20 protein-coding genes and 1 pseudogene are annotated in these 26,535 nt (G+C 66.1%); 14 read left to right on the top strand and 7 right to left on the bottom strand.

The window, feature by feature from the left end; genetic code table 11:
• Positions 1-212: 212 nt before the first annotated feature.
• From dapE to map, 3 genes are read right to left on the bottom strand one after another with little or no spacing between them, the layout of a single operon-like run.
• Complete coding sequence (gene dapE / locus A0W70_RS08650; protein WP_067561784.1) at positions 213-1,361, bottom strand: succinyl-diaminopimelate desuccinylase; 1,149 nt, start codon at positions 1,359-1,361, stop codon at positions 213-215.
• Entirely contained in the window at positions 1,358-4,036 is a 2,679-nt protein-coding gene (gene glnD / locus A0W70_RS08645; RefSeq protein ID WP_245675841.1) for a [protein-PII] uridylyltransferase, read from the bottom strand. Before glnD ends, dapE begins: the two co-directional genes overlap by 4 nt.
• Positions 4,037-4,044: 8 nt before the next feature.
• Positions 4,045-4,836 (bottom strand): type I methionyl aminopeptidase, encoded by a 792-nt coding sequence (gene map, locus A0W70_RS08640; protein ID WP_067561781.1) that lies wholly within the window; start codon positions 4,834-4,836, stop codon positions 4,045-4,047.
• Positions 4,837-5,088: 252 nt separating this feature from the next.
• Between map and rpsB the strand changes: the two are divergent.
• The 13 genes and pseudogenes from rpsB to lpxA all read left to right on the top strand — a co-directional run.
• Positions 5,089-5,904 (top strand): annotated as a pseudogene (gene rpsB, locus A0W70_RS17165) (30S ribosomal protein S2); the annotation flags it as partial.
• Between the two features lie 341 nt (positions 5,905-6,245).
• Positions 6,246-7,130 carry a translation elongation factor Ts gene (gene tsf / locus A0W70_RS08630; RefSeq protein WP_067561775.1) on the top strand — a complete coding sequence of 295 codons (885 nt, stop codon included), beginning with the start codon at positions 6,246-6,248 and terminating at the stop codon, positions 7,128-7,130.
• Between the two features lie 181 nt (positions 7,131-7,311).
• Entirely contained in the window at positions 7,312-8,043 is a 732-nt protein-coding gene (pyrH, locus tag A0W70_RS08625) for a UMP kinase (RefSeq protein ID WP_067561772.1), read from the top strand.
• Positions 8,040-8,597: a ribosome recycling factor gene (gene frr / locus A0W70_RS08620; RefSeq protein ID WP_067561768.1), complete on the top strand. Its 558-nt coding sequence runs from the start codon at positions 8,040-8,042 to the stop codon at positions 8,595-8,597. The genes pyrH and frr overlap by 4 nt, the downstream gene beginning before the upstream one ends.
• An 86-nt stretch (positions 8,598-8,683) precedes the next feature.
• Positions 8,684-9,421: a polyprenyl diphosphate synthase gene (gene uppS, locus A0W70_RS08615; RefSeq protein WP_067561763.1), complete on the top strand. Its 738-nt coding sequence runs from the start codon at positions 8,684-8,686 to the stop codon at positions 9,419-9,421.
• Positions 9,414-10,244: a phosphatidate cytidylyltransferase gene (locus tag A0W70_RS08610; protein WP_067561759.1), complete on the top strand. Its 831-nt coding sequence runs from the start codon at positions 9,414-9,416 to the stop codon at positions 10,242-10,244. Before uppS ends, A0W70_RS08610 begins: the two co-directional genes overlap by 8 nt.
• Complete coding sequence (gene dxr, locus A0W70_RS08605) at positions 10,241-11,461, top strand: 1-deoxy-D-xylulose-5-phosphate reductoisomerase (protein ID WP_342670077.1); 1,221 nt, start codon at positions 10,241-10,243, stop codon at positions 11,459-11,461. Before A0W70_RS08610 ends, dxr begins: the two co-directional genes overlap by 4 nt.
• The gene (gene rseP, locus A0W70_RS08600; RefSeq protein ID WP_067561755.1) at positions 11,458-12,831 is read left to right on the top strand and encodes a sigma E protease regulator RseP; all 1,374 of its coding nucleotides are present in this window, start codon (positions 11,458-11,460) and stop codon (positions 12,829-12,831) included. The genes dxr and rseP overlap by 4 nt, the downstream gene beginning before the upstream one ends.
• Positions 12,832-12,835: 4 nt before the next feature.
• A complete protein-coding gene (gene bamA, locus A0W70_RS08595) occupies positions 12,836-15,145 on the top strand; it encodes an outer membrane protein assembly factor BamA (protein WP_067561752.1) in 2,310 nt (769 codons plus the stop codon).
• A 40-nt stretch (positions 15,146-15,185) separates the two neighbouring features.
• Positions 15,186-15,701, top strand: a complete 516-nt coding sequence (locus A0W70_RS08590; protein WP_067561749.1) for an OmpH/Skp family outer membrane protein — start codon at positions 15,186-15,188, stop codon at positions 15,699-15,701.
• 6 nt (positions 15,702-15,707) lie between these two features.
• Positions 15,708-16,739, top strand: a complete 1,032-nt coding sequence (gene lpxD, locus A0W70_RS08585) for a UDP-3-O-(3-hydroxymyristoyl)glucosamine N-acyltransferase (protein ID WP_067561744.1) — start codon at positions 15,708-15,710, stop codon at positions 16,737-16,739.
• A gap of 10 nt (positions 16,740-16,749) precedes the next feature.
• Positions 16,750-17,199, top strand: coding sequence for a 3-hydroxyacyl-ACP dehydratase FabZ (gene fabZ / locus A0W70_RS08580; RefSeq protein ID WP_217495418.1), 450 nt, complete (start codon positions 16,750-16,752; stop codon positions 17,197-17,199).
• On the top strand, positions 17,196-17,966 hold the full coding sequence (gene lpxA / locus A0W70_RS08575) for an acyl-ACP--UDP-N-acetylglucosamine O-acyltransferase (RefSeq protein WP_067561736.1): 771 nt from the start codon (positions 17,196-17,198) through the stop codon (positions 17,964-17,966). Before fabZ ends, lpxA begins: the two co-directional genes overlap by 4 nt.
• 333 nt (positions 17,967-18,299) lie before the next feature.
• Here lpxA and lpxB read toward each other — a convergent pair whose 3' ends face one another.
• The 4 genes from lpxB to A0W70_RS08555 form a co-directional block, all read right to left on the bottom strand.
• Positions 18,300-19,478: a lipid-A-disaccharide synthase gene (gene lpxB, locus A0W70_RS08570; RefSeq protein WP_245675840.1), complete on the bottom strand. Its 1,179-nt coding sequence runs from the start codon at positions 19,476-19,478 to the stop codon at positions 18,300-18,302.
• Positions 19,471-20,580 (bottom strand): DegT/DnrJ/EryC1/StrS family aminotransferase, encoded by a 1,110-nt coding sequence (locus A0W70_RS08565; protein WP_067561728.1) that lies wholly within the window; start codon positions 20,578-20,580, stop codon positions 19,471-19,473. Before A0W70_RS08565 ends, lpxB begins: the two co-directional genes overlap by 8 nt.
• A 452-nt stretch (positions 20,581-21,032) precedes the next feature.
• A complete protein-coding gene (locus A0W70_RS08560; RefSeq protein WP_067561725.1) occupies positions 21,033-24,653 on the bottom strand; it encodes a hydantoinase B/oxoprolinase family protein in 3,621 nt (1,206 codons plus the stop codon).
• Positions 24,650-25,600: a Gfo/Idh/MocA family protein gene (locus A0W70_RS08555; RefSeq protein ID WP_067561721.1), complete on the bottom strand. Its 951-nt coding sequence runs from the start codon at positions 25,598-25,600 to the stop codon at positions 24,650-24,652. Before A0W70_RS08555 ends, A0W70_RS08560 begins: the two co-directional genes overlap by 4 nt.
• A 130-nt stretch (positions 25,601-25,730) precedes the next feature.
• Between A0W70_RS08555 and rnhB the strand changes: the two genes are divergently transcribed.
• Positions 25,731-26,351, top strand: a complete 621-nt coding sequence (rnhB, locus tag A0W70_RS08550; RefSeq protein ID WP_067561717.1) for a ribonuclease HII — start codon at positions 25,731-25,733, stop codon at positions 26,349-26,351.
• The last annotated feature ends 184 nt before the right edge of the window (positions 26,352-26,535 follow it).

The following is a 26,535-nucleotide window of genomic DNA, read 5'->3' as shown; positions in this document are numbered from 1 at the left end:
GCCAGCCGGCGGTCAACGCCACAGGCGATAGATTCACCGTGCAGGGACACGCCGGCTGTTGCCTTCGGCAAAAGCCGGCCTACCGTGCTGCTATCGTGTCTTTTCTTTGAGCGCTCTGCGTGCTCCGCGCCTCTGCGAGAACAACGATCCACCTACGCACGCCGCCGCGACATCTCTAATGCACCAGCCGGGCGCACCGACCGCCAAACACGTTAAGCGGTCGTCAAACGCTCCAGCAGGCGCCGGCTCACGTCAGCCATGCGGTCCAGGTCGGCGGTCGCGATATGTTCGTCGATCTGGTGGATGGTCGCGTTCAGCGGTCCGAGCTCGATCACCTGGGCGCCGGTCGGCGCGATGAAGCGCGCGTCGGAGGTCCCGCCCGTGGTGGCGAGTGCCGGGCGGTAGCCGACCGTGTCCTCGACCGCGGCCGAGAGGGCCTCGGTCAGTGGGCCGGGCTCGGTCAGGAACGGATCGCCGCCGTGGCGCCACTGCAATTCGTAGTCGAGGTCGTGCCGGTCCAGGATCTCGCGGGTGCGTGTGCCCAGCCCCTCGGCGGTGCACTCGGTCGAGTACCGGAAGTTGAATACGACATCCACGTGACCGGGGATCACGTTATCGGCACCGGTCCCGGCGTGGATGTTCGAGACCTGGAAGCTGGTCGGCGGGAAATGTTCATTGCCCGTATCCCATTGGGTGGCGATCAGCTCGGCGAGCGCCGGGCCCAGATCGTGGACCGGATTGCGTCCGCGCGCCGGGTAGGCCACGTGGCCCTGCAGGCCATGCACGGTGAGATGCGCGGTGAGTGAGCCGCGGCGACCGATCTTCACGGTGTCACCGAACTGCACGTTGGACGAGGGCTCGCCGACCAGGCAGTAGTCGATCCACACGCCGCGCTCTACCAGCGTATCGACAACGCGCTTGGTGCCGTCGACGGCCGGGCCTTCTTCATCGCTGGTGATCAGCAGCGCGATTGAGCCGGCATGGTCCGGGTGCTCGCGCACGAAGCGCTCGGCCGCGACCACCATCGAGGCGACGCTGCCCTTCATATCCGCCGCGCCACGGCCGTAGAGCATGCCGTCATGGATATTCGCCGCGAACGGCGATTCCGTCCAGCGCTCCGCCGGGCCGGTGGGCACGACGTCGGTATGGCCCGCGAACACGATCAGCGGGCCCTCGGTACCGTGGCGCGCCCAGAGGTTATCGACTTCGCCGAATGGCAACCGTTCGATGTCGAATCCGAGTGCAGCCAGACGCTCCGCGATCAGATCCTGACAGCCCGCGTCCGAGGGAGTGATGGACTGGCGGCGGATCAGTTCGCGGGCGAGGGCGACGGCGTCGCTGTCGGCAGTACTGTCGTTCATGAGGCTCCCGGGTTGCTGATTCGATGGGCGAGCTCGCGCTCGATCGCCTGGACCGTCTCGTCGTCGACCGGGCGATTGCCGGAATCGGTTATGAAAAACACATCATCGACCCGCTCGCCGATGGTCGCAACACGTGCACTGTGGACCCGCACGCCGACCGCAAGAAAGGCGCGGGCGATCTTCGACAGCAGGCCGGGCTGGTCGCTGGCGGTGACTTCGACCGCCGTCATGCCGTGCTCCGGTTCCTCTTCGGCCTCGACCACCAGCGGCACGTCGAAATGGCGCATGCGGCGCGGTGTCCGCCGCGCGGGCTGGTCCGGCAGCCGTTCGGGATCGGCCAGACCGGCCTCGAGCCCGGCGCGGATGTCGGCGATGCGGTATTCGTCGGTAATCGGCTCACCCGACGCCTCCAGGATCAGGTAGGTATCGAGGGCGCGGCCGCTGCGCGAGGTCAGCACGCGCGCATCGACGATCGACAGCCCGAGGCGATCGAGCACGGTGGTCACGAGCGCGAAGCGGTAACGGTGATCGGGGCGCGAGATGAACAGTTCGGTCGATCCGCGCTGGGTCTCGCGGCGCAACAGGATCAGGGCATCTTCACGATCCCCGTGTTCGAGCAGGCCGCGCGTGTGCCAGACGATCTCGTCGGCGTTATGGCGGAGAAAATACGCATCGCCGAGCTCGGCCCAGAGGGCGTCGATCTGCTCCACGTCGAGGGCCCAGGCGGCGAGTTGGCGTCTGGCGTGGTGCTGCACCTCGGCGATGCGCTCTTCCTTGTCAATGGGATTATCGAGGCCGCGCCACAGCGCCTGCACGGTCTTGTGGTAGAGCTCGCGCAGGAGATTGTCCTTCCACGAATTCCAGAGTGTCGGGTTGGTGGCGCGGATGTCGGCGACCGTCAGCAGATACAGATGGTTCAGATGCGATACCGAGCTGACCGTGCGCGCGAACTCGTGGATTACCGCTGGATCGCTGAGATCCCGGCGCTGGGCGGTCATCGACATCAGCAGGTGGTGGCGCACCAGCCAGCAGACCAGTCCGGTCTGCACTGAGGAAAGCCCGTGATCGCGGCAGAACGCCTCGGCGTCGACCGCGCCGAGCTCGGAGTGATCGCCGTCGCGGCCCTTGGCGATGTCGTGGAACAGGGCGGCGACGTACAGCAGTTCGGGTTCCTCGAGGTCGGCCATGAGCTCGAGGCACAGGGGGAATTCGTCGCCTTCCCCTTCTTCGGGCGCGCGGAACTCCCGCAGATTGCGGATCACGCGCAGCGTGTGCTCGTCGACCGTATAGGTATGGAACAGGTCGTATTGCATGCGCCCCACGATCCGGTCGAACGCGGGGATATACGCCCCCAGGACCCCGTAGCGGTTCATGCGGAACAGCTGGCTGGCCACCCGCCAGGGTTGGCGCAGGAGTTCCATGAACAGGCGCCGGGCCTCGGGGTCGCTGCGCACGCTGTCATCGATGCCGTCGAGATCGTCGCGCAGTCGGCGCAGGGTCTCCGCGCGCACCCCGCGCACCTCCGGATGCCGGGCAAGCAGCAGATACATCTCGATCAGTGCCCGCGGCTGGCGCCGGAAAACATCCGGGGCGGCGATCTCCAGCGTTTCGCCGCGGATGCGGAAGCGGTCGTTGAGGCGCCGCACGACGGGCTGTCCGGACGGCTCCAGGATCGCCTCGCGGAAGAACTGGAGCAGGATCTCGTTGAGGCGCTGCAACTCCATCACCGCGCGGTAGTAGCGCTGCATGAAGGCCTCGACCGCGCGGTTGGGGTCGTCCGCCGTCTCGCCGAATGCCACGGCCAGATCCCGTTGATGGTCGAACAGCAGCCGGTCCTCGCTGCGTCCGGTCATGCGGTGCAGGCGCCAGCGGATGGCCCAGAGCAGTTCCTGCCCGCGCACCAGGCGGTGGTATTCGTCGTCGGTCAGGAAGCCGTGGTCGACCAGTTCGGCGAGCGTCTGGGCCCCGAAATGGCGCTTGGCCACCCAGCCGACCATCTGGATATCGCGCAGGCCGCCCGGGCCTTCCTTGATGTTCGGTTCCAGCCGGTAGGCCGTGCGGTCGAATTTGCGGTGGCGGGCCTTCTGCTCATCGAGCTTGGCCAGGAAAAACGTCTCCGTGGGCCACACCCGCTCGGGGCCGGTCGCGTCCTGCATCGATTCATACAGGGCGGAACCGCCTGCGAGCAGCCGCGACTCCATCAGATTCGTCGCCGTGGTCACGTCTTCGCGCGCGGCTTCGCTGCACTGGGCGACCGTGCGCACGGCCTGGCCGATCTCGAGACCGATATCCCAGAGCAGGGTGACGAAGGCCTCGATCGCCTCGCGATGCCGGTCCTCGGCGTCGTCCGCGAGCAGGATCAGCAGGTCGACATCGGAGTGCGGGTGCAGCTCGCCGCGGCCGTAGCCGCCGACCGCCACCAGGGCGATATCGCCGTTCGCGTCGCCGAAGCTTGCATGCCAGGTGTGGGCGAGCAGGTCGTCCACCGCCGCCGCGCGCGCGGCAACCACATCTTGTGCCGGAGTGCCGGCGTCGAGCGCGCGGTCAAGCGCCGCGTCGACGGCCGCGAGCCCCTCGGCGTACACGGCGGCGGGGCGTTGCCCGGCACGCAGCTCCGCATCGATGCGGGCCGTATCGAACCGGGCGGCGTCGGGTACGGGCTCCGGCGCGGCCATCAGCGTGCTCAGAGTGTCCGGCCGTCCGGGAGCGTGGTCAGTTCGAACCCATCCTCGGTGACGATCAGGGTGTGCTCCCACTGCGCGGAAATGCTGTGGTCCTTGGTCACGACGGTCCACTGATCGCCCAGCAGCTTCACGTGGCGCTTGCCGCCGTTGATCATCGGCTCGACCGTGAACGCCATGCCGGGAAACAGTTCCATGCCGGTGCCCGCCTTGCCGTAATGGAGGATCTGCGGTTCCTCGTGGAAGCCGCGGCCGATGCCGTGACCGCAGTATTCGCGGACCACGGAGCAGTGGTGGCCCTCGGCGTACTGCTGGACGGCGTGCCCGATATCCCCGAGGCGGGCGCCCGGCGCGACCGCGCGGATACCGGCGACCATGGCGCCGTAGGCGACCTCGCAGACCCGGCGCGCGTTGCGCGACGGTTCGCCGGCATAAAACATCCGGCTGGTGTCGCCGTGAACGCCGTCGCGGATGACCGTGACGTCGATGTTGAGGACATCGCCCTTCTTCAGCTGACGCGGCCCGGGGATCCCGTGACAGACCTGGTGGTTGAGCGAGATGCAGACCGACTTCGGGAAGCCGCGATAGTTCAGCGGGGCCGGTGTGGCGCCGCACTCGTTGACGATGTAGTCATGACAGATCCGGTCGAGCTCCTCGGTCGTGATGCCGGGCTCGACGTACGGCTCGATCATATCGAGGACGCTGGCCGCCAGGCGGCCGGCGACGCGCATGCGTTCGATCTCATCCTGGGTCTTCGCGGCAACGGTGTTGCGCGCCTGTGCGGGTGCGGACATCGGACCACCGTGGTCAGTTTGCGGGCAGAAGCGGGATTGTAGCGCATCAGGCCGCCGACTCCGAGGGTCTGGATTGAGATCACGAGGGGGTTGTGGTATAAAGCGCGCCGCCGCAGGCCGGAGTCCGGCCGCGGCCCAATCCGCACACGCGCACCGTCAGGGTTCGGTCGGGTGCCGCTCGCCACGGGAACTCCGGGCAGTGGTTGGCCGAGCTGGTCGCGTGGAGGCTCAACCCGATACAAAGGAATCATCATGTCTCGTATCTCGATGCGCCAGATGCTCGAGGCGGGCGTTCATTTCGGTCACCAGACCCGGTACTGGTGCCCGAAGATGGCCCCCTACATCTTCGGCGAACGCAACAAGATCCATATCTTCAATCTGGAAAAGACCGTGCCGTTGATGGACGACGCGCGGAATTTCCTGTCGAAGATCGCTTCCAACAACGGCACGATCCTGTTCGTGGGCACCAAGCGCGCCGCGCGCGACGCCGTCCGCGAGGCCGCCCAGTCCTGCGGCATGCCCTACGTCGACCGTCGCTGGCTCGGCGGGATGATGACCAACTTCAAGACGGTCAAGCATTCGATCGGCCGCCTGAAAGACCTCGAGAAGATGTTCGAGGACGGTTCGCTGAACAAGCTGAACAAGAAGGAACGCCTGGATCTCGAGCGCGAGAAGGATCGCCTGGATCGCAGCCTCGGCGGGATCAAGGACATGGAACGCCTCCCGGACGTGATGTTCATCGTCGACGTCGGCCATGAGGACATCGCCGTGGCCGAGGCGAAGAAGCTGAATATCCCCGTGGTCGCGATCGTCGACAGCAATAATCCGCCCGACGGCGTGGACTATGTCATCCCGGGTAACGACGACGCGCTGCGCGCGATCCAGCTGTACACGCAGGCGGTCGCCGAGGCGATCGAGACCGGCAAGAGCATGATTCCGGGCGCCGCGAGCTCCGGTGACGAGTTCGTCGAGGTCGACGAGTCGGGGCGTCCGACGCAGAGTGCTGGCAAGAAGAAGGCCAGTGCGAAGAAGGCGGCGGGCAAGAAGACCGCGGCCGCGAAGACCGCCAGCACCGCGACCGAGCGGGGCGAAGGTGACGCGCCCGAGGGTGCCGAGGCGACCGAGGCCGCGGAGTCCGCCGAAGCAACGGCCGCCCCGGCCGCCGACGCCCCGGCCGCCGATGCGGATGCCGCCGCCGAGAGCGCGCCGGCCTCGAAGAAGAAGGCCGCCGCCAAGAAGACCGCTGCCAAGAAGACGGCTTCGAAGAAGAAGGCGTCTGCCAAGAAGGCCGCTTCCAAGAAGACCGCCGCCAGCAAGACGGCCGAGGGCGACGAAGAGGCCTGAATCCACTCCCGCGGCCGGGCCCGCCGGGCCCGGCCCGCCGCCAGACAATATGGGGTAACCCCGCGATGGAAATCACCGCCGCGATGGTCAAGGAACTCCGCACCCGGACCGGTGCGGGCATGATGGAATGCAAGAAGGCGCTGAAGGAGGCCGAGGGCGATATGGAAGGCGCCATCGAGGCCATGCGCAAGGCTGGGCTCGCCAAGGCCGACAAGAAATCCGGCCGGGTCGCCGCCGAGGGCGTCATCGTCACGCGCGTGGCCGAGGACGGCCGTACCGGCGTGATGGTCGAGATCAACAGCGAGACCGACTTCGTTGCCAAGAACGAGGAATTCCAGCAGTTTGCTGCCCGGGTCGCCGAGCGCGTGCTGGAGTCGAATCCCGCGGATGTCGCTGAACTCTCCGGCCTGACGGTCGGTGGCGGCGACGAGCGCGATATCGCCACGGCGACGAAGGAGCTGGTCGCGAAGATCGGCGAGAATCTCGAAGTCCGCCGTTTCGAGCGTCGCGAGTCCGAGAATGGTCAGGTTGCGAGCTATCTGCACGGTAACCGGATCGGCGTACTGGTCGACTACACGGGGGCGGAGCAGGTCGGCAAGGACGTGGCCATGCATGTCGCCGCGAACAATCCGGCCGCCACGCGCGCCGACGATATCCCGCAGGATGAGCTCGAGAAGGAGCGCCAGTTCCTCGAGGAGCAGGCGCGTGACAGCGGCAAGCCCGAAGAGATCGTCAAGAAGATGGTCGAGGGTCGGCTGCGCAAGCACCTGTCCGAGATCACCCTGCTGGGCCAGCCGTTCGTGAAGGACCCGGACCAGACGGTCGAGGAAATGCTCAAGGCGAACGACGCCGATGTCTCCTTCTTCCGCCGCTTCGAAGTCGGCGAGGGCAAGGAGAAGAAAGAGGAGAACTTCGCCGATGAGGTGATGGCGCAGGCCAAGGGCGCCTGAACCGCGCCCCGACCGCGGCCTCGGGGACCGGCCCGTTTCGCCGCGCACCGGTTTTCGGGGGCCGTGCCGGGCACGGCCCCCGGGGCCGAAAACCGGAATCGGTGCTGCGCCCGTTCGGCGGGCTTCGGCTACAATGGCGGGCCCCGGCCGGGGCCACAGGGCGCGGAGGTTTTGTAACCCGATGACCGATCAGGGACCCGTCTATAAACGCGTGCTGCTGAAACTCAGCGGCGAGGCGCTCCTCGGCGACCAGGAGTATGGTGTCGACCCCGCCGTTCTCTCCCGCATCGCGCGGGAATTGCGCGATATCAGTGCGATGGGGGTAGAGGTCGCTGTCGTCATCGGGGGCGGCAATATCTTCCGCGGCGCCGGCCTGGCCGAGGCCGGCATGGACCGCGTGACTGCCGATCACATCGGCATGCTCGGCACCGTGATCAATGCCCTGGCCATGCAGGACTCGCTCGAGAAGCTGGGCGTATTCTGCCGCGTGATGTCCGCCCTCAAGATCAACGAGGTCTGCGAGGACTACATCAGACGCCGCGCGGTACGCCACCTCGAGAAAGGCCGCGTCGTCATCTTTGCCGCCGGTACCGGCAATCCCTTCTTCACCACCGATTCCGCCGCCAGTCTGCGCGCGATCGAGATCGGCGCCGACATCATGATCAAGGGCACCAAGGTCAACGGCGTTTTCGATGCCGATCCGGTGAATAATCCATCGGCACAGCGTTATGAACGTGTCACCTATGATCAGGTGTTCGCGAAGAATCTCGGCGTCATGGATGCCACGGCGATCGTGATGTGCCGGGATAACCACATTCCGCTGCAGGTATTCAATCTCAACAACGATGGTGATCTGACCCGTCTGATACGGGGCGAACAGATCGGGACCATTGTCGAGCGAGGCGAACCATGATCGAGGATCTCCAAAAGGATGCGCGTGAGCGCATGAAGAAGAGTCTCTCGGCCCTCCAGAACGAGTTCGCGGCCGTGCGTACCGGACGTGCGCACAGTGGTCTGCTTGATCATGTCACGGTCGATTATTACGGGGCCGAAGTGCCGATCAACCAGGCGGCCAACGTGCATGTCGAAGACTCGCGCACACTGGCCGTGCAGCCATTCGAAAAGTCGATGGTGTCGAAAATCGAGAAGGCGATCATGAATTCGGGGCTTGGCCTGAATCCGAATACCGCGGGGACCGTGATCCGCCTGCCGATGCCGCCGCTCACCGAAGAGCGTCGGCGGGATCTCGTCAAGGTCGTCCGCCAGGAAGCGGAGAACGCGCGCATCGCGATCCGCAACATCCGGCGCGACGTCAACGGCGACCTCAAGACGCTCCAGAAAGAAAAGGAAATCAGCGAGGACGAGGAGCGCGCGGCCGAGCAGAAGATCCAGAAGATCACGGACGAGTCGATCGCCGAGGTCGACGCCATGCTGGAGCAGAAAGAATCCGATCTCATGGAGGTCTGAGCCGTTCGTCCCCGCACCGCACAGCCGGGCCGGCAGATGCACGAGCGAAGGGTGCCAGCGATGGACAGGGGGCGCCGGAGCGACTTATGACTGAGGGGAGCGAGCCCGACCATATCGCGATCATCATGGACGGCAACGGCCGCTGGGCCCGCCGCCGTTTCTCGCCGCGGACGGAAGGTCACAAGGCCGGTGTCCGCGCGACCCAGGCGATCATCGAGGCCTGTGCACGGCGCGGCGTGACCGCGTTGACCCTGTTCGCTTTCTCCAGTGAAAACTGGCGGCGGCCGGAATCGGAAGTGCGCATCCTGATGGAGCTGTTCCTGCGCACGCTTCGCGACGAGATCGGGCGGCTGCATGAAAACGGTATCCGGGTTCGCTTTATCGGGGATCGTGCGGGGCTGGGCCGTTCGCTGCAGACGGAGATCGGACGCGCCGAAGAGAAAACCGCCGCGAACGGCAACCTCACCGTGAATATCGCGGCCAACTACGGCGGCCGCCAGGATATCGCCCAGGCGGCCCGCAGGGTAGCCGAAGAGGTCGCCGCCGGACGGATGCGGCCCGAGGAGGTCGACGCGCGAACCCTCGGAGCGTACGTCAGCCTGTCCGATCTGCCGGAGCCGGACCTGTTCATCCGCACGGGGGGTGAGCGGCGGATCAGCAATTATCTGCTCTGGCACCTGGCGTATACTGAACTCTGGTTCACTGACAGACTCTGGCCGGACTTCGATTCCGCCGCGCTCGAGGAGGCGATCGCCGATTATCAGGGACGCCAACGGCGGTTCGGCCGCACCACCGAGCAGGTCGAACACCAGCGACATGCTTAGGCTCCGCATCGTCACGGCGCTGATCGGCGCTATCCTCGTCATCGGTGGTATTTTCTTCCTGAGACCGGTCGGGATGGCGGCCATCGGCGCGCTGGTGACGCTGTATGCCGCCTGGGAATGGTCGCGGCTCTCTCTCTGTGCCGACTGGCGGTTGCGGGCCGGATTTCTGGCTGCCGTGGGCGCCGCGGGGCTCGTGATCTGGCAGCTGGGGCCGACCGCGACCGTGGTGTGGCTTACGGTGGCTTGCGCCTTCTGGGTGGGAGTCGCCTGCTGGTTGCTGAGCGGCGGCGGTCCGAGCGCGGGGTGCAGCGGCGTGCGTTGGGGCTGGCTGGCGATTGGCGTGCTGATCCTGCCGCCGCTTGCGCTGGCGATCGCGATGCTGGCCGAGCGCGCGGACTGGGTCGGCCGTGCATTCCTGCTCTATGCGATCGGAATCGTCTGGGCGGCGGATATCGGGGCCTATTTCGCCGGCCGCGCGTGGGGGCGCCACAAACTCGCACCGCGCGTCAGCGCCGGCAAGACCCGGGAAGGGCTCGCGGGCGGCGTAGTGGCGGTCGTGGTGTATTCGCTGGTCGGTCTCTGGCTGTTCGGCGTACCGTACGCCGGCTGGCTGCCGTGGATGGCCATCGCGATCGTCGCCGGGCTGTTGTCGGTGGCGGGTGATTTGCTGGAAAGCGTACTCAAGCGGGAGGCCGGCGTGAAAGACAGTGGCAGGATCCTCCCCGGGCACGGTGGGCTGCTGGACCGGGTCGATAGCCTGATCGCGGCCGCTCCGGTGGTCGTCGTCGGTATCGCCTGGGCCGAGCCGGGGTTCCTGGCTTGACCGGCACCAATGACACGGCCGTGAACGGCGTCGCGGTGCTGGGGGCTACGGGGTCCATCGGCCTCAGCACGCTCGATGTGATCGCACGCCATCCCGGGCGGTTCCGTGTGGTCGCGCTGAGTGCGCATCGCCAGGTCGACGCGCTCTGGGAACAGGTAATTGCGTTCGAACCGGTCTACGCGGCCATGGCCGATCCCGATGCGGCGGCGGATCTGGAACGGCGCGTGCGTGAGCGCGGCCTGGCGACGCGCGTCCTGGCGGGTCCCGACGGGCTCGAAACGATCGCGCGGGCGCCAGAGGCCGATACGGTCATGGCCGCCATTGTCGGTGCGGCCGGGCTCATCTCCACGCTCGCCGCGGTGCGCGAGGGCAAGCGTGTGCTGCTTGCGAACAAGGAGCCGCTGGTGATGGCCGGTGGTCTCGTCATGCGGACCGCTGCCGAATCCGGCGCCACGCTGCTGCCGATCGACAGCGAGCACAACGCGGTCTTCCAGTGTCTGCCGCCGGCGCGGGCCGCGGGACTCGACGGCGCGGGTGTAGAGCGTATCCTGTTGACGGCCTCGGGTGGGCCCTTCCTGCGGCGGGGACCGGAAACCCTCGCGAGCGTCACCCCGGATGAGGCCTGCGCCCATCCGAACTGGGCGATGGGGCGAAAGATCTCGGTCGATTCGGCGACCATGATGAACAAGGGCCTGGAGGTTATCGAGGCCTGCTGGCTGTTCGATGCGGCGCCGGAAAAGATCGAGGTGGTCGTCCACCCGCAGAGCATCGTGCATTCGCTCGTTCGTTACGTGGATGGGTCGGTGCTGGCGGAATTGGGCCATGCCGACATGCGCACACCCATCGCCCATGCCCTGTCATGGCCGGATCGGGTTGATGCCGGAGTGCCGCCGCTGGATCTCACGGCGCTCGCGGGCCTGGAATTCGAACCACCTGATACGGGGCGTTTCCCGGCACTGCGGATCGCTTTGGCGGCCGCGCGGGCGGGGGGCACCGCGGGGGCCGTCATGAACGCGGCCAACGAGGTCGCGGTCGAGCGTTTCCTGGATCGGCGTCTGGGATTCCCCGCGATCGCGGGCGTGATCGAGGCGACCCTCGGTGAAGCGGCGGTAGACGGTGACGCGGACTCGCTCGAGGGCATCCTGGCCGCGGACCGGGCAGCGCGGGAGCGTGCGGCGATTCACGCCGAGCGCATGGCGGAGACCTGTACCCAATGATCGAGATCCTGTTCAGTATTGCCGCGTTCATCGTGGCCATCGGCGTGCTCGTCACCGTGCACGAGTACGGTCACTACCGGGTCGCACGCTGGTGCGGCGTTCGGGTATTGCGGTTCTCGGTCGGATTCGGGCGGCCGCTGTGGAAACGGACCTGGGGAGAGGATCGCACCGAGTGGGTGATTGCCGCGATCCCGCTGGGTGGCTACGTGAAGATGCTCGACGAGCGCGAAGGCGAGGTCGATCCCGCCGAGGCGCATCGCGCCTTCAATCGCAAGAGCGTCGGTCGCCGAGCGGCCATTGTCGCAGCCGGGCCCGCCGTGAACATCCTGCTGGCCGCGGTTGCCTACACGGCGATGTTCATGATCGGCGTTCAGGGTGTCGTGCCGCGCCTGGGGGATGTGGCCGCCGATTCACCGGCCGCGGAGGCCGGTTTCGAACGCGGCGACCGGATCCTCGCGGTCGACGGGATCAATGCGCCGAGTTGGCAGGAGGCGCGTCTGACGCTGCTGGATCGCGGGCTCGCGGGCGAGCGCACCCATATTCCCGTGACCGTGCGCAGCTCGGCCGGCTACGAGACGGAACGCCGGCTGGATATCTCCGGGGTGTCCCTGCGCGAGGAGGGTGTCGATCCGATCGGTACACTCGGATTCCAGCCCTGGCTGCCCGACATGCCGGCGCGGATCACCAGTGTCATCGAAGAGTCGCCAGCGGCTGCGGCGGGGCTTCAGGGTGGCGACGTCGTCCTTCGCGCCGGCGGGCAACGGATCTCGACCTGGGCCGACTGGGTCGCGCATGTACAGGAACGCCCGGGTCAGACGATTCCCATTGTGGTCGAGCGCGACGGTGAGCGCATCGATCTCGAAGTGACCCCGGCCAGCATAGAGGCCGGTGACCGCAACGTCGGGCAGATCGGGGCACGGGGTCCGGAACTGAGTGCCGAGCAGCGCGAGCGCATGTACACGACCGTGCGCTATGGCCCGATCGATTCGGTGATTCAGGGGACGGTCAAGACGTGGGACATGACGACCCTGACCGTGCGGGTGCTCGCCGGGCTGGTGACCGGATCGGCGGCACTGTCGAATATCAGCGGGCCGGTGTCCATTGCCCAGTTTGCGGGTCAATCCGCACAGATCGGCCTCGCGACCTTCCTCGGCTTCCTGGCGCTGATCAGCGTGAGTATCGGACTTCTGAATCTGCTGCCCATACCGGTCCTCGACGGCGGGCATCTGCTGTATTACGCGGTGGAGGCCATCAAGGGCTCGCCCGTCTCGGAACGTGTACAGGTGATGGGCCAGCAGGTCGGTCTGGTGTTGCTGTTCGCCCTGATGACGCTGGCACTGTACAACGACTTCGTCCGCCTGGTGTACTGACCCGATGCGTTTATCACTGACCGGCGCGGTGGCCGCGCTCGTGCTTACTATTGCCGTCGCCATGCCGGCCCATGCTTTCGAACCGTTCGTGGTCGAGGATATAGAGATCCGCAGCGCCGAACGGATCGCGGATGGTACGATCCTGAACTATCTGCCGGTGCGGATCGGTGAGACATTCGGGCCGGACGACACCGGGCGCGCGGTCCGAGCACTGTACGATACCGGTTTGTTCGAGGATGTCCGTATCGCGCGCGATGGGCAGGTGCTCGTCGTGGAAGTCACCGAACGGCCCGCGATCGGTGAGATCAACATCGAGGGCGACTACAGCATGGAGGAGGAGCAGCTCCGTGACTCGCTGGCGGACATCGGCCTCGCACCCGGACGCATCTTCGAACGCGCGATGCTTGAGCGCACGGAGCAGGAACTGCGGCGCCTGCTATACAGTCAGGGCAAGTACGGCATGGAGATGTCCACGGAGGTGCGCGAGCTGGAACGCAACCGGGTCGCGATCGACGTGACACTGCGCGAGGGCCGGGTGGCGAGCATTCGCCAGATCCGGATCCTCGGCAACAGCGTGTTCAGTGACGAAACCCTCAAGGACGAAATGGAATCCGGCATCCCCAGTGCGTGGGCGTTTCTGTCGTCCGCCGATGAATACTCGCGGGCCAAACTCGAGGGCGATCTCGAGGCGATCCGCTCGTATTACATGGACCGCGGCTATATCCGGTTTTCCGTGAGTTCGAGTCAGGTGACGATCACCCCGGACAAGAAAGACATCTACATCACGATCAACGTGGACGAGGGTAAAAAATACTCCGTTCGTGACGTGTCCATCTCGGGCAATCTGCCCGTCGATGAGGATGAGCTGCTTGAACAGGTCGAACTCGGCGAAGGTGATCTGTTCTCGCGTAAAACCCTGACCGCGAGCCGAACGGCCATATCGGATCGTCTGGCCCAGGCCGGTTATGCGTTCGCCAATGTGAATGTCTCGCCCAGGATCGATGAAGAAGAACAGAAGGTCGATCTGGAATTTTTCGTCGATCCCGGCAATCGCGTGTACGTTCGCCGGGTGACATTCAGTGGTCATACCTCCACGGAAGACCGTGTGTACCGGCGCGAACTGCGGCAGATGGAAGGCGGGCTGTACTCGCCGGCCGATCTCGATCGTTCGCGCATACGGCTGCAGCGTCTCGATTCGGTTGAGCGGGTCGAGATGGATACGCAGCCGGTGCCGGGCGAGAGCGGCAAGGTGGACGTCAATTACCGGATCACGGAGCGCCAGACCGGCTCGCTTCGACTGGGCGCGGGTTTCTCCAGCGGTACGGGCCTGGGTTTCAATATCGGGGTCAGCGAGCGCAACCTGCTCGGTACCGGTCAGGATCTCAACGTCGATATCGATACGACCGAGATCAACCGCACGGTCTCGGTCCGTTACACCGATCCGTATTACACGGATTGGGGCGTCAGTCGGACGCTGCGGTTCGTGTACAGAGAAAGCGATCCCAACGACATCCTCGACACCACCGACTATTTCTCGGATTCGGCCGATATCGGCTTTCGGTTCGGCGTGCCACTGTCCGAATACGATACCCTGCGGTACGGACTTGGTTTCGATGGAATCCGGATCCGGACGACGGACTCCACACCGCAGCCGATCGAGGATTTCATCGACACTCGCGGCAACGAGTTCCTTGGGCTCAACGGCACGGTGAGTTACTCGCGCGACTCGAGGAACCGGACGATCTTCGCCGAGCGCGGGACGCTGCAGACGCTGTCGCTGGATTTCGCGCTGCCCGGCAGTGACTACGAGTACTACAAAATCGGCTACAGCTTCGAGAATTACCTGCCGATCACTGATCGCCTCGTGCTCTCGACCAGCGCCCGCCTGGGCTACGGCGCGGGCTACGGCGAAGAGGAAGATCTGCCGTTCTACCGGCGCTACTACGCCGGCGGTATCCGCTCCGTACGCGGGTTCTCCGGCAACAGCCTCGGTCCCCGTTATACGGCGGATGAGGCGGCGGACCAGGATCCCAAGGGGGGCGATTTCGTCTCCACCGGCTCCATCGAACTCGTGTTCCCGCCGCCGTTCACCGAGCAAACGGGGCAGACGCGCTTGAGCGCCTTCGTCGATTTCGGTAACGTCTTTGAGGATGCGCGGGACTTTGAGACCGGTAGCCTGCGTGCCTCGGCCGGTGTGGCGTTCAACTGGCGCTCCCCCGTTGGCCCGCTGTCGATCAGTCTCGCTGAACCCATTATTGAGGAATCCGGCGACGATACCGAGCGGGTTCAGTTCACTATCGGTACCCTTTTCTGAAACCGGTTCGGAGAATCGGACAGCCACCCGGAGTTGAGCCGTGCGTAAAATCGTAAGCTTTCTGTTGTTCACCGCAGCGATGCTGCCAGGCATTGCCCTCGCCGAGTCGAAAATCGGCTACGTCAACGTGCCTTATCTGATTGATAACTCCCCCCAGGCCAAAGCCGCGAGCGGTGAGCTGGAGCAACAGTTCGGACCGAAGCAGCAACAGCTGCAGCAGAAGCAGCAGGAATTCCAGCAGCTTCAGCAGAAGCTGCAGAAAGATGGCCTCGTCATGTCCGAGGAGGAACGTGCCGAAGCCCAGAACCGACTGAACGAAATGAAGCGTGAGATCCAGCGCATGCAGGAGGCGTTCCGCGAGGATCTGAATATCGAGCGCAATAACGCTTTCAAGGGCGTGCGCCAGTCGGTCATGGCGGCGGTCGAGGCGCTCGCGCAGGATGAAGGCTACGATCTTGTGGTGGGGCAGGGTGCGCTCTACGCGAGCGATGCGGTGAACCTGACGGAACGGGTCCTTGACCGTATGGAAGCCAACTTCGACGGCGGTTCCCAGTAGGGAAGGATGACGGTGCAGTGGACGGTTCAGGCCCTTGCCGAACGACTCGGACTCGCCTGCAGCGGTGACGGCACGGTCGCGGTGACGCGTGCGGCCTCACTGGAGTCGGCCGGACCGGACGCACTGAGTTTTTTTGTCCCCGGAACCGCTCCCGAGCGGCTTGCCGCCACGCGTGCGGGCGCCGTGATCGTGTGCGCGGAAGACGCGGCGTCCGCGCCCTGCGCTTCGCTCGTCAGCGAGCAGCCGTATCTGCAATTCGCGCGCGCCTCACAGCTTCTCCATCCCCTGCCGGCGGTCGAGCCGGGGATAGCGACCGGCGCGGTGGTCGCGCCGGACGCGTCCGTCGACGATAGCGCCGAGGTCGCGAATGGCGCCATCGTGGAGGCCGGTGCGCGCATCGAGGCCGGCGCGGTGATCGGTCCGGTCAGCGTTGTCGGTGCGAATGCGTGGATCGGCCCGGATACCCGGCTGGGTGCCCGAACCGTGGTCGGCGATCACTGCGTTCTGGGCGCGCGCTGTATCGTACAACCCGGGGCGGTGATCGGCAGCGACGGGTTCGGGTACGCGCATGACAGTGACGGCTGGGTGCGGATTCCGCAGGTCGGCCGGGTAGTGATCGGCGACGACGTCGGGATTGGCGCGAACACCACGATCGACCGGGGCACTTCGGACGACACGGTCATCGCTGATGGCGTCATTCTCGACAATCAGATCCAGATCGCGCACAACGTGCGCATCGGTGCGGGAACGGCGATGGCCGGCTGCGTCGGTGTCGCCGGCAGCGCCGTGATTGGTGCACGCTGCACCATCGGCGGGGCGGCGGTCATCCTCGGGCATCTCGAAATTGTGGACGATGTCCACATCACCGCGATGTCGATGGTGAGCAAATCGATTACACTGGCCGGCACCTGGTCATCCGGCCTGCCACTCGAACCGAATCGGGAATGGCGCCGCAATGTGGCGCGATTCCGCCAGCTTGACCGTCTTGCCCGGCGCGTCAATGCGCTCGAAAAGGACCGCACCGGAAACAAGCCCTGAGGGACACGCCGTGAGCGAGATGAACATCCATGAGGTACTCAAGTACCTGCCGCACCGCTACCCGTTTCTGCTGGTGGACCGTGTAGTCGAGTGCGAACTGGGCGAGCGCATCAGGGCGGTCAAGAACGTCACCTTCAATGAGCCGTTTTTCCCCGGCCATTTCCCGGCCCACCCCGTATTCCCCGGCGTGCTCATCCTCGAGGCGCTGGCGCAGGCGACGGGGCTGCTTGCCTTCCGCACCATGGGCGTCCTGCCGGAGGACAACAAACTGTATCTCTTCGTCGGCGTGGATAACGCCCGCTTCAAGCGCCGTGTGCAGCCGGGCGATCGGCTGGACCTGAACGTCGAGCTCATGCGCTCCTCGCGCGGACTCTGGAAGTTCTATTGCGAGGCGAGTGTAGACGGGGAGGTCGCCTGTGTGGCCGAATTGATGGGGGCCGTGCGGGAAGTCAGCTCGTGATTCATTCGCAGGCGATCATCGATCCCGGCGCGAGTATCGCCGATGGTGTGGAGATTGGACCCTTCTGTGTCATCGGGCCGGAAGTGGAAATCGGTCCCGGCACCCGGGTGGGCTCGCATGTCGTGATCCGCGGACCGACGCGGATCGGGCGTGACAACGCGATCTTCTCCTTCTCCACCATCGGCGAGGCGCCGCAGGACCTCAAATACGATGGCGAACCGACGCGCCTGGAACTCGGCGACCGCAACACCATTCGGGAGTACGTGACGTTCAATCGCGGCACCACCGACGGTGGCGGCGTCACCCGGATCGGCAGCGACAACCTGTTCATGGCCTATACGCATGTTGCCCACGACTGCGAGGTCGGCAGCCGCACGATCTTCGCCAACGCGGCCTCACTGGCCGGGCATGTCGAGGTGGGTGACTGGGCGATCCTCGGCGGTTTCACCTGCGTCCATCAGTTCTGCCGCATCGGCGCCCACAGCTTCACGGGCCTCGGGACGGTCGTGACCCGCGATATCCCGCCGTTTGTCACCGTCGCGGGCAACCACGCGAAGCCCTACGGCATCAACAAGAACGGCCTCAAACGGCGCGGTTTCGAACCGGCGCTGGTGAAGGCGCTGCACCGCACCTACATGGTGATGATCAAATCCCGCCGCAGTTCGGACGAAGCCCGTGCCGAGGTGGATCGGCTGGCGAACGAGTACCCCGAAGTCGCTTCCCTGCGCGATTTCATCGACGAAGGCCAACGCGGCATCGTCCGCTGAGGGTCTGAATCCGATCCGAACGAGTGATGTAGGCGCGTTTTCGCCGAAGGCGAACGCGCGCGTTCAGCATGTCGGCGGGATCAGGCGCTCCGGACATGCCGCGCGCATTCGAACGGCGCTCGGCCGCGCCCTTCGAAGACGCGCCTACGGATACATCCGTATCCTGAAATTCATCCGTTTTTACGCAGAGCCGCAGAGCCCGCGAAGAAGCAGAGAAAAAGGGATTGCTGAAAATCCAGCTTGCATCCTGGTGCCCTCTGCGCCCTCAGCGCCTCTGCGAGAACCTCCTGCAAAACGTGTCTGGCCCAACGCGACACGATCACTGCGAAGCGGTCACTCTCCCGCTGATATCGCCTGGTGGTCAGGCGGTGACGCCAGCATCTCCTCGATGAGAGCGGCGACGCGGCCGGGGCCGTCGCCTTCGCCCATGCGGTTGGCAACCGTGGCGAGGGCGGAGATCATCTCGCGCCGGTAGTCCGCATCGTCGAGGATACGGGCCGTCTCGGCCGCGATGGCCTCGGGACGCGCCGCATCCTGCACGAACTCCTGCACGACCCGGCGCTGGGCGACGATATTCACCAGCGCGATATCCTCGATCGTGATCAATCGGTGCATGATCTGCCATGTAAGCCAGTTGACCCGATAGATCACCGCCATCGGCACGCCCATCAGCGCGATCTCGAGCGTCGCCGTGCCCGAAGCCGTGATGATGCTGTCGCACAGCGGTACCACATCGTAGGCGCGGCCGCCTTCGATCAGGCGGACGTCCACCTTCGCTTTGTCCAGATACGGCCGCACCGTCTCCGCGTCGAGCGTGCCGGCGAGCGGGAGCACGAAACGGATCGGCTCACGGTCGGCCTGGAGGCGCTCCGCGGCGGCGAGCATCACCGGCAGCAGCCGCTGGATCTCGCCGCGGCGGGAGCCGGGCATGAGGCCGACCACGGGACGCTCCGATTCGATGTCGAACTCGGCCCGTGCCTCCTCGGGTGTCACGCTCGGGTGGATCTCGTCGACCAGCGGATGGCCGACATAACGGACCGGCACCCCGGCGCGCTCGTAGAAATCCACCTCGAACGGAAACAGCACCGCCATCATGTCGACCAGCTGGCCGATGCGTTTGACCCGGTGCGCGCGCCAGGCCCAGACCTGCGGGCTGACGTAGAACAGGACCGGGATCCCCAGCGAGCGCGCGGTCTCGGCCAGTTTGAGGTTGAACTCCGGGTAATCGACGAGGATCAGCAGGTCGGGGCGGTCCTCGCGCAGGCGTGCGCGCAGTTTCTCCAGCTCGCGCATGATGCGGCGCCAGTGGATCAGCACTTCGACGATGCCGATGATGGCGAGGTCGCGGCAGTCGACCACGATGTCCATGCCGGCCGCCTGCAGGTGTGGCCCGCCCATGCCCATCAGTTCGGGCTCACCCCCGCGTCGGCGCAGGGCCTCCACGAAGCGCGCGGCGTGATGGTCGCCGGAGGCCTCTCCGGCGGAGATCATCAGTCGCGGGCGTTCAGCCACCGACGGCATCGCGGATCACCCCGCAGATCCGGTCGACCATGGCGTCCGTCAGCTCGGGATACACCGGCAATGAGCAGCAGCGCTCGGCCAGCGATTCGGCGATCGGCAGACTTGCCGGCACTGCGGCGTCGGCGAAGGCCGGCTGGCGGTGCAGTGGCACGGGGTAGTAGATCGCGCTGGCGATGGATGCGTCTTTCAACGCCTGCATGATCGTGTCGCGGTGATCGGTGAGGACGGTGTACTGGTGGAAGACGTGTCTGGCGCCGTCGCGCCGGAAGGGCGTTTCCACCGTCAGATCTGCCAGCCCCGCGTCATAGCGGTCGGCCACGCGGCGACGCTCGGCGTTGTACTGGTCGATATGCGGCAGCTTGTGCCGCAGCACCACCGCCTGGAGTTCGTCGAGGCGGCTGTTGTAGCCGATCTGCGGGTGGTGATAACGCGCGGTCTGGCCATGGTTGCGCAGCGACCGGATCTGCTCCGCGACGGCATCGTCGTGCGTCGTGACGAGGCCGCCATCACCGAAGCCACCGAGGTTCTTGCTCGGGAAGAAACTGAACGCACCGGCGGCACCGAGCGATCCCGTCTGCCGGCCATCGATGGTCGCGCCGAACGACTGCGCGCAGTCCTCGACGACGAGCAGCCCGCGATCGCAGGCCATGCGGTTGAGCGTGTCCATATCGGCGGGCTGGCCGAACAGATGCACGGGCATGATCGCCCGTGTGCGTTCCGTGATCGCGCGCTCGACCGCCACAGGGTCGAGGTTGAAGGTCTGCGGATCGACGTCGACGAACACGGGCGTGGCATCGACGTAGCGGATCGCCTCGGCGGTTGCGATGAAGGTGAACGGCGTGGTGATGACCTCGTCGCCCGGCCCGATCCCGAGGCCGGCGAGCGCCAGATGCAGGGCGTCGGTGCCGGACGCGCACCCCAGCGCATGGCGCACGCCGAGATACTCGGCCGCCTCGCGCTCGAAGGCCTGCACGTTGGGCCCGAGAATATACTGCGTCGCCGCCATGGCCTGCGCCATCGCGGGCTCAAGCTCGCCCCGAAGCGTCGCGTACTGCGCCTTCAGGTCGACCATCGGAATCGGAGAATCGCTCATCGGCTCACATCGTCCTGGGAGAAGTCCGCATTGTCCGGCATCGACCGGGGGCTGTCATCCGCGTGGGGCACCTGATGGGAGAAATTCGAACCACGAATGAACACGAATGGACACGAATGGTTCTGGGGAGTACGCGGGCTTCTGGAGCTTCGCTGAAGCTGAATACGCGTATCGGAGGCGAATTCATAACCAAAAAATGGACTAAAAATGAACGAAAAATGGCTTGGTTCGTGATTCGGTGTCTTTGACAGCGCCTGAACCGGAGCGACACCCGCAACTCTTGGTCTTATTGTGATGTGAACCGTAAGACCAATTTTTAGTCGATTTTTAGTCCATTTTTTGGTTATGCATTTCTCACAACCCGATCAGCGAAGCTCCAGAAGCCGTTCACTCTGCACAGCCCCATTCGTGTCCATTCGTGTCCATTCGTGGTTCATTCATCTTTCGAATAATCACTCCGGCGTGCCGTAGCCCCCACCGCCGGGCGTCTCGATGATGAAGACATCGCCGGCGTTCATCTCGGTGCTGTCGCGGCTTTCGAGGGTTTCGGTGGTGCCGTCGGTGCGCTCGACCGTGTTGCTGCCGCAGGCGCCCGGTTCGCCGCCCTTGAGGCCGTAGGGCGGTACGCGGCGGTGGCCGGAGAGGATCGAGGCCGTCATGGGCTCGAGGAAGCGCACGCGGCGGTAGGTGCCGTCGCCGCCGTTGTGGCGGCCGCGGCCGCCGGAGCCGGTGCGGATGTGGAAGTCCTCCAGGCGGACCGGGAAGCGCCATTCCAGGACCTCGGGATCCGTCAGGCGCGAGTTGGTCATGTGCGAATGCACGGCGCTGGCGCCGTCGAAATCCGGGCCGGCGCCGACGCCGCCGCAGAGGGTCTCGTAGTACTGGTGGTTGGCGTTGCCCCAGGTGAAGTTGTTCATCGTGCCCTGGGAGGCGGCGACCACCTCGAGCGCGCCGAACAGCGTGTCCACCACGCACTGCGAGGTCTCGACGTTGCCGGCCACGACGGCCGCCGGCGGGCGCGGATTGAGCATCGTGCCCTCGGGGATGACGATGTCCAGTGGCTTCAGGCAACCGCCGTTGAGCGGGATGGTGTCCGCGACCATGCAGCGGAAGACGTAGAGCACGGCCGCGCGGCCCACCGCCTCGGGGGCGTTGAAGTTGGTCGGGTGCTGGTCGCTGGTGCCGGTGAAATCGATTTGGGCGCTGCGGTTGGCGCGATCGACCGTGACCGCCACGCGGATCATCGAACCGTCGTCCATCTCGTAGGCGAACTCGCCGTCGTCGAGTGCATCGATGACCCGGCGCACCTGCTCCTCGGCGTTGTCCTGGACGTGCTGCATGTAGGCCTCGACCACTTCCAGACCGAACTGCTCGATCATGCGGCCGAGTTCCTGCACGCCTTTTTCGCAGGCCGCGATCTGGGCCTGCAGGTCGGCGATGTTGTTGTCGATGTTGCGCGCGGGATGCACGGCGCCCGAGAAGAGGGCACGTATGTCGTCTTCCAGCAGCTCGCCGTCGGCGACGATGCGCATGTTGTCGATGAGCACGCCCTCGTCTTCCAGCACCTTGCTGTCGGGCGGCATGGAGCCCGGGGTGATCCCGCCGACATCGGCGTGATGGCCCCGGCTCGCGGTGTAGAACAGGATCCGCTCGCCGGCCTCGTCGAACACCGGCTTGACCACGGTGATATCGGGCAGGTGGGTGCCACCGTTGTACGGGTCGTTGAGCATGTAGACGTCGCCGGGCTGCATGCGCCCGGCATTGGCGGCGTGGATGCGCTGCACGCTCGCGCCCATGGAGCCGAGATGGATCGGCATGTGCGGGGCGTTGGCGATCAGTTCGCCGTCGCCGTCGAACACGGCGCAGGAGAAGTCCAGCCGTTCCTTGATGTTGACCGAGTAGGCGGTCGTCTCGAGCACGGCGCCCATCTGCTCGGCGATCGACATGAACAGGTTGTTGAAGACCTCCAGCATGACCGGGTCGGCCGCCGTCGACACGCCCCCGGCGCCGGCGCGCGCCGCGACGCGTTCCAGTTCCAGGTCGCCACGTTCGGTGACGACCGCCCGCCAGCCGGGTTCGACGACCGTTGTGCCGTTCGGCTCGACCACCACGGCCGGCCCGTCCACCGGATCGCCGCCGCCCAGCGCTGCCCGCTCCAGGAACGGAGTGTCGTGATGATCGCCGCCCATGACCGTCTCGAAACGGCCATGCTCGCGCACATCGCCCCCGTCGAGCGTCGGCACTGGCACCGTATCCGGCGTGTCGCTGGTGCCGATGCCCTCGACCTGGGCGGTCTCGACGATCACGGTCTTGCCCGGAGAGACGAAGCCGTAGCGCTGGCCGTGCAGGGTCTCGAACTGCTCGCGCATGGTGACGGCGTCGGCAGCGTCGATCAGCAGTGCCGTGTCCGAGCCCGAATAGCGGATGTGCACGCGCCGACGTGTCGAGATGGCATCACTGCGCACGCCTTGGGACTCGAGGTCGGTAATGGCACGCGAGGTCAGCTCCTCGAGCAGCTGTTCAAGCGGGTCCTCGGCGGCCTGTTCCAATGGCTGTTCGAACGCGCGTTCATGAACGCAGCGCACATCGGCGAGGCCGATGCCGAAGGCCGACAGCACGCCGGCATACGGGTGCAGCAGCACCCGGTCGATGCCGAGCAGATCGGCGACCAGGCAGGCGTGCTGGCCACCGGCGCCGCCGAAGCAGCTCAGCGTGTAGCCCGAGACGTCATAGCCGCGCGCGACCGAGATCTCCTTGATCGCGTTGGCCATGTTCTCGACCGCAATGCGCAGGAACCCCTCGGCCACCGCTTCGGGTGTGCGCTCATCGCCGGTCGCCTGATGGATCTCGTCGGCGAGCGCCGCGAATTTCTCGCGGACGATGTCGGTGTCCAGCGTCTCGTCGGCATCGGGTCCGAATACGCGCGGGAACAGTTCGGGCCGCAGCCGGCCGAGCATGACGTTGCAGTCGGTGACCGTAAGCGGTCCGCCCTTGCGGTAACAGGCCGGTCCCGGATCGGCGCCCGCGGAGTCAGGGCCAACGCGGTAGCGGGTGCCGTCGAAGTGCAGGATCGAGCCACCGCCGGCGGCGACGGTATGGATGCGCATCATGGGCGCGCGCAGGCGGCAGCCGGCCACCGTGCTCTCGAAGGTGCGCTCGTATTCGCCGGCGTAATGGCTGACGTCGGTCGAGGTGCCGCCCATGTCGAAGCCGATCAGGCGGTCGTGGCCCGCGGCGATGCCGGTGCGCACCATGCCGACCACGCCGCCGGCGGGGCCGGACAGGATCGCGTCTTTGCCGCGGAAGGCATGGGCCTCCGCCAGGCCGCCGTTGCTCTGCATAAACATCAGGCGCGTGTCCCCGAGATCCGCGGCCACGCGGTCGACATAGCGGCGCAGTACGGGGGAGAGGTAGGCGTCCACGACGGTCGTGTCGCCGCGCGCGACCAGCTTCATGGTCGGGCTGACCTCATGACTGGCCGACACCTGCGTGAAGCCGAGTTCGCGGGCGATCGCGGCGACCCGGTGTTCGTGACCGGTGTAGGTGTAGCCGTGCAGGAAGGCGACCGCGACGCTGTCATACCCCTCGGCGCGCAGCGCCTCCAGCACCTCGCGCGCCCCCGCCTCGTCGAGCGGGCGCAGTATCTCGCCGTCGGCCGCGAGGCGCTCGTCGACCTCGACGGCCCTGGTGTAGAGCATCTGCGGCAGCTGGACGTTCAGGGCGAAGATGTCCGGCCGCGCCTGATAGCCGATGCGCAGGGCATCGCGGAACCCGCGCGTGGTCACTAGCGCGGTGGGTTCGCCTTTGTGTTCGAGCAGGGCGTTGGTGGCGACGGTCGTGCCCATCTTGACCCGGCCGATGCGCTCGGCTGGCATCGGGTCGGTCGGCGCGACGCCAAGCAGGTGGCGGATGCCGGCGAGGGCGGCATCGTCGTACTGCTCGGGGTTGTCCGACAGCAGCTTGTGACTGACGAGTTCGCCGTCCGGACGCCGCGCGACGATGTCGGTGAATGTCCCGCCACGATCCACCCAGAAGTCCCAGGTTCCGGAATCCTGCGCGCCCGCATCGCTCATGCCGTGCTTCCCCCATCCACGCCGAAGAGTCTGCTGATATCGATGGCCGTCGCCAGAGCGCGGCGGCCGTCCTCGCCGGAGACCAGCGGCGGCCGGCCGGTCGCGATGCAATCGAGGAACGACTCGATCTCGTCGCGGATCGCGTCGGCGCTCTCGAACGACTGGTCTTCCGTGATCAGTTCCGGGATGCCCGGGTACATCTCCTGTTCGCCCTTGCGGTGCACCGTGAGGCGGCGCTGGCCGAAGTCGACGGCGAGGTAGCAGTCGTGCTGGAAGAAGCGCATGCGGCGCTCCTTCTTCGCCGACACCCGGCTCGCGGTCACGTTGGCGACACAGCCGTTCTCGAACACCACGCGCGCGTTGGCGATGTCGGTGGCATCGGTCAGCACCGGCGTGCCGCTGGCGTCCATGCGGGCGACGGGGCTGCGCACGATGTCCAGGATGATGTCGATGTCATGGATCATCAGGTCGAGCACCACGTCGACGTCCGTGCCGCGGGGATTGAACGGTGCCAGCCGGTGGGACTCGATGAAGCGGGGCTCCTCGAGGATGCCGTCCGCCGCGCGCAGGGCCGGATTGAAGCGCTCCAGATGGCCCACCTGCAGCACCCGACCGCCGTCGCGCGCCAGGTCGACCAGTTCGTCGGCCTCCGCCACCGTCACGGTGATCGGTTTCTCGACCAGCACGTGGGCGCCGGCCGCCAGGAAATCGCGCGCGATTTCGTAGTGCAGGGAAGTGGGCGCGGCGATGCTGACCGCGTCGACCTGGCCCAGCAGTTCGCGGTACTCGGTCAGCGCCCGCGCACCGGCCGGTTCGGCGCTGCGTTGGGCGGCCTCGATATCGCGATCGACCACGGCGACCAGTTCACAGGCATCGAGGGCGGCGTATTTCTGCGCATGGAACCGGCCGAGATAGCCGGCGCCGATCACGGCGGTGGACAGCTTCATGAGGCAGCCTTTGTGGCGTCGACCCGATCGATCCCGTGCGAAATTCCCAGGGTTCGACCGGGGTTGGACATGGTATCCTGGGGCCTGATCACCGATCGCGGCGAAGGCACCCGGGCGGGCATAATACGATATGGCGATACCCGCGGACACCGACCACGTAGCCGGCGTCGACGAGGCCGGGCGCGGACCGCTCGCCGGCCCGGTCGTCGCGGCCGCCGTCCTGCTGGATCCGGAGCGCCCGATCGAGGGCCTGACGGACTCGAAGAAGCTCTCCGCGAAACGCCGCGAGGACTTCGACGAGCGCATCCGCGCCGACGCGCTGGCGTTCGCGATCGCCCGGGTCGAGCCGGAGGAGATCGACCGGATCAATATCCTGCAGGCGAGTCTCGCGGCGATGGTGCGCGCGGTGGCGGCGCTGCCGGTGGCGGCGCGCGCGGTCCGGGTCGATGGCAACCGGGCGCCGGATTTCGGTGTCCCGGCCGAGGCGCTGGTCGGCGGCGATTCCCTCGATCCCGCGATCTCGGCGGCCTCGATCCTCGCGAAGGTCGACCGCGACCGGTTACTGGTCGCGCTGGAGGACGAATACCCGGGCTACGGCTTCGCCGCCCACAAGGGTTATGGAACACGCGTTCACCTGGAAGCGCTCACGCGCCTGGGCCCATGCCCGGCCCACCGCCGCAGCTTCGCCCCGGTCCGCGCCGCGGCCGATCAGGGGCGTTTGGCTTTGGATGGCTATGGGGTGGAATCCTGAGAAAGGCGGTTTCACGCAGAGCCGCAGAGTGCGCGGAGAGAAGTCAAAATCGGTTTCTCGCCAAGACGCCAAGCGCGCCAAGGAAAGGCAAGGCAAGGAAAGGCAAGGCAAGGAAAGGCAAGGCAAGGCAAGGAAAGGCAAGGCAAGGAAAGGCAAGGCAAGGAAAGGCAAGGCAAGGCAAGGA

It is taken from the genome of Halofilum ochraceum (assembly GCF_001614315.2).
GTDB lineage: Bacteria > Pseudomonadota > Gammaproteobacteria > XJ16 > Halofilaceae > Halofilum > Halofilum ochraceum.
This window is presented reverse-complemented; position numbering and strand designations above follow the sequence as displayed.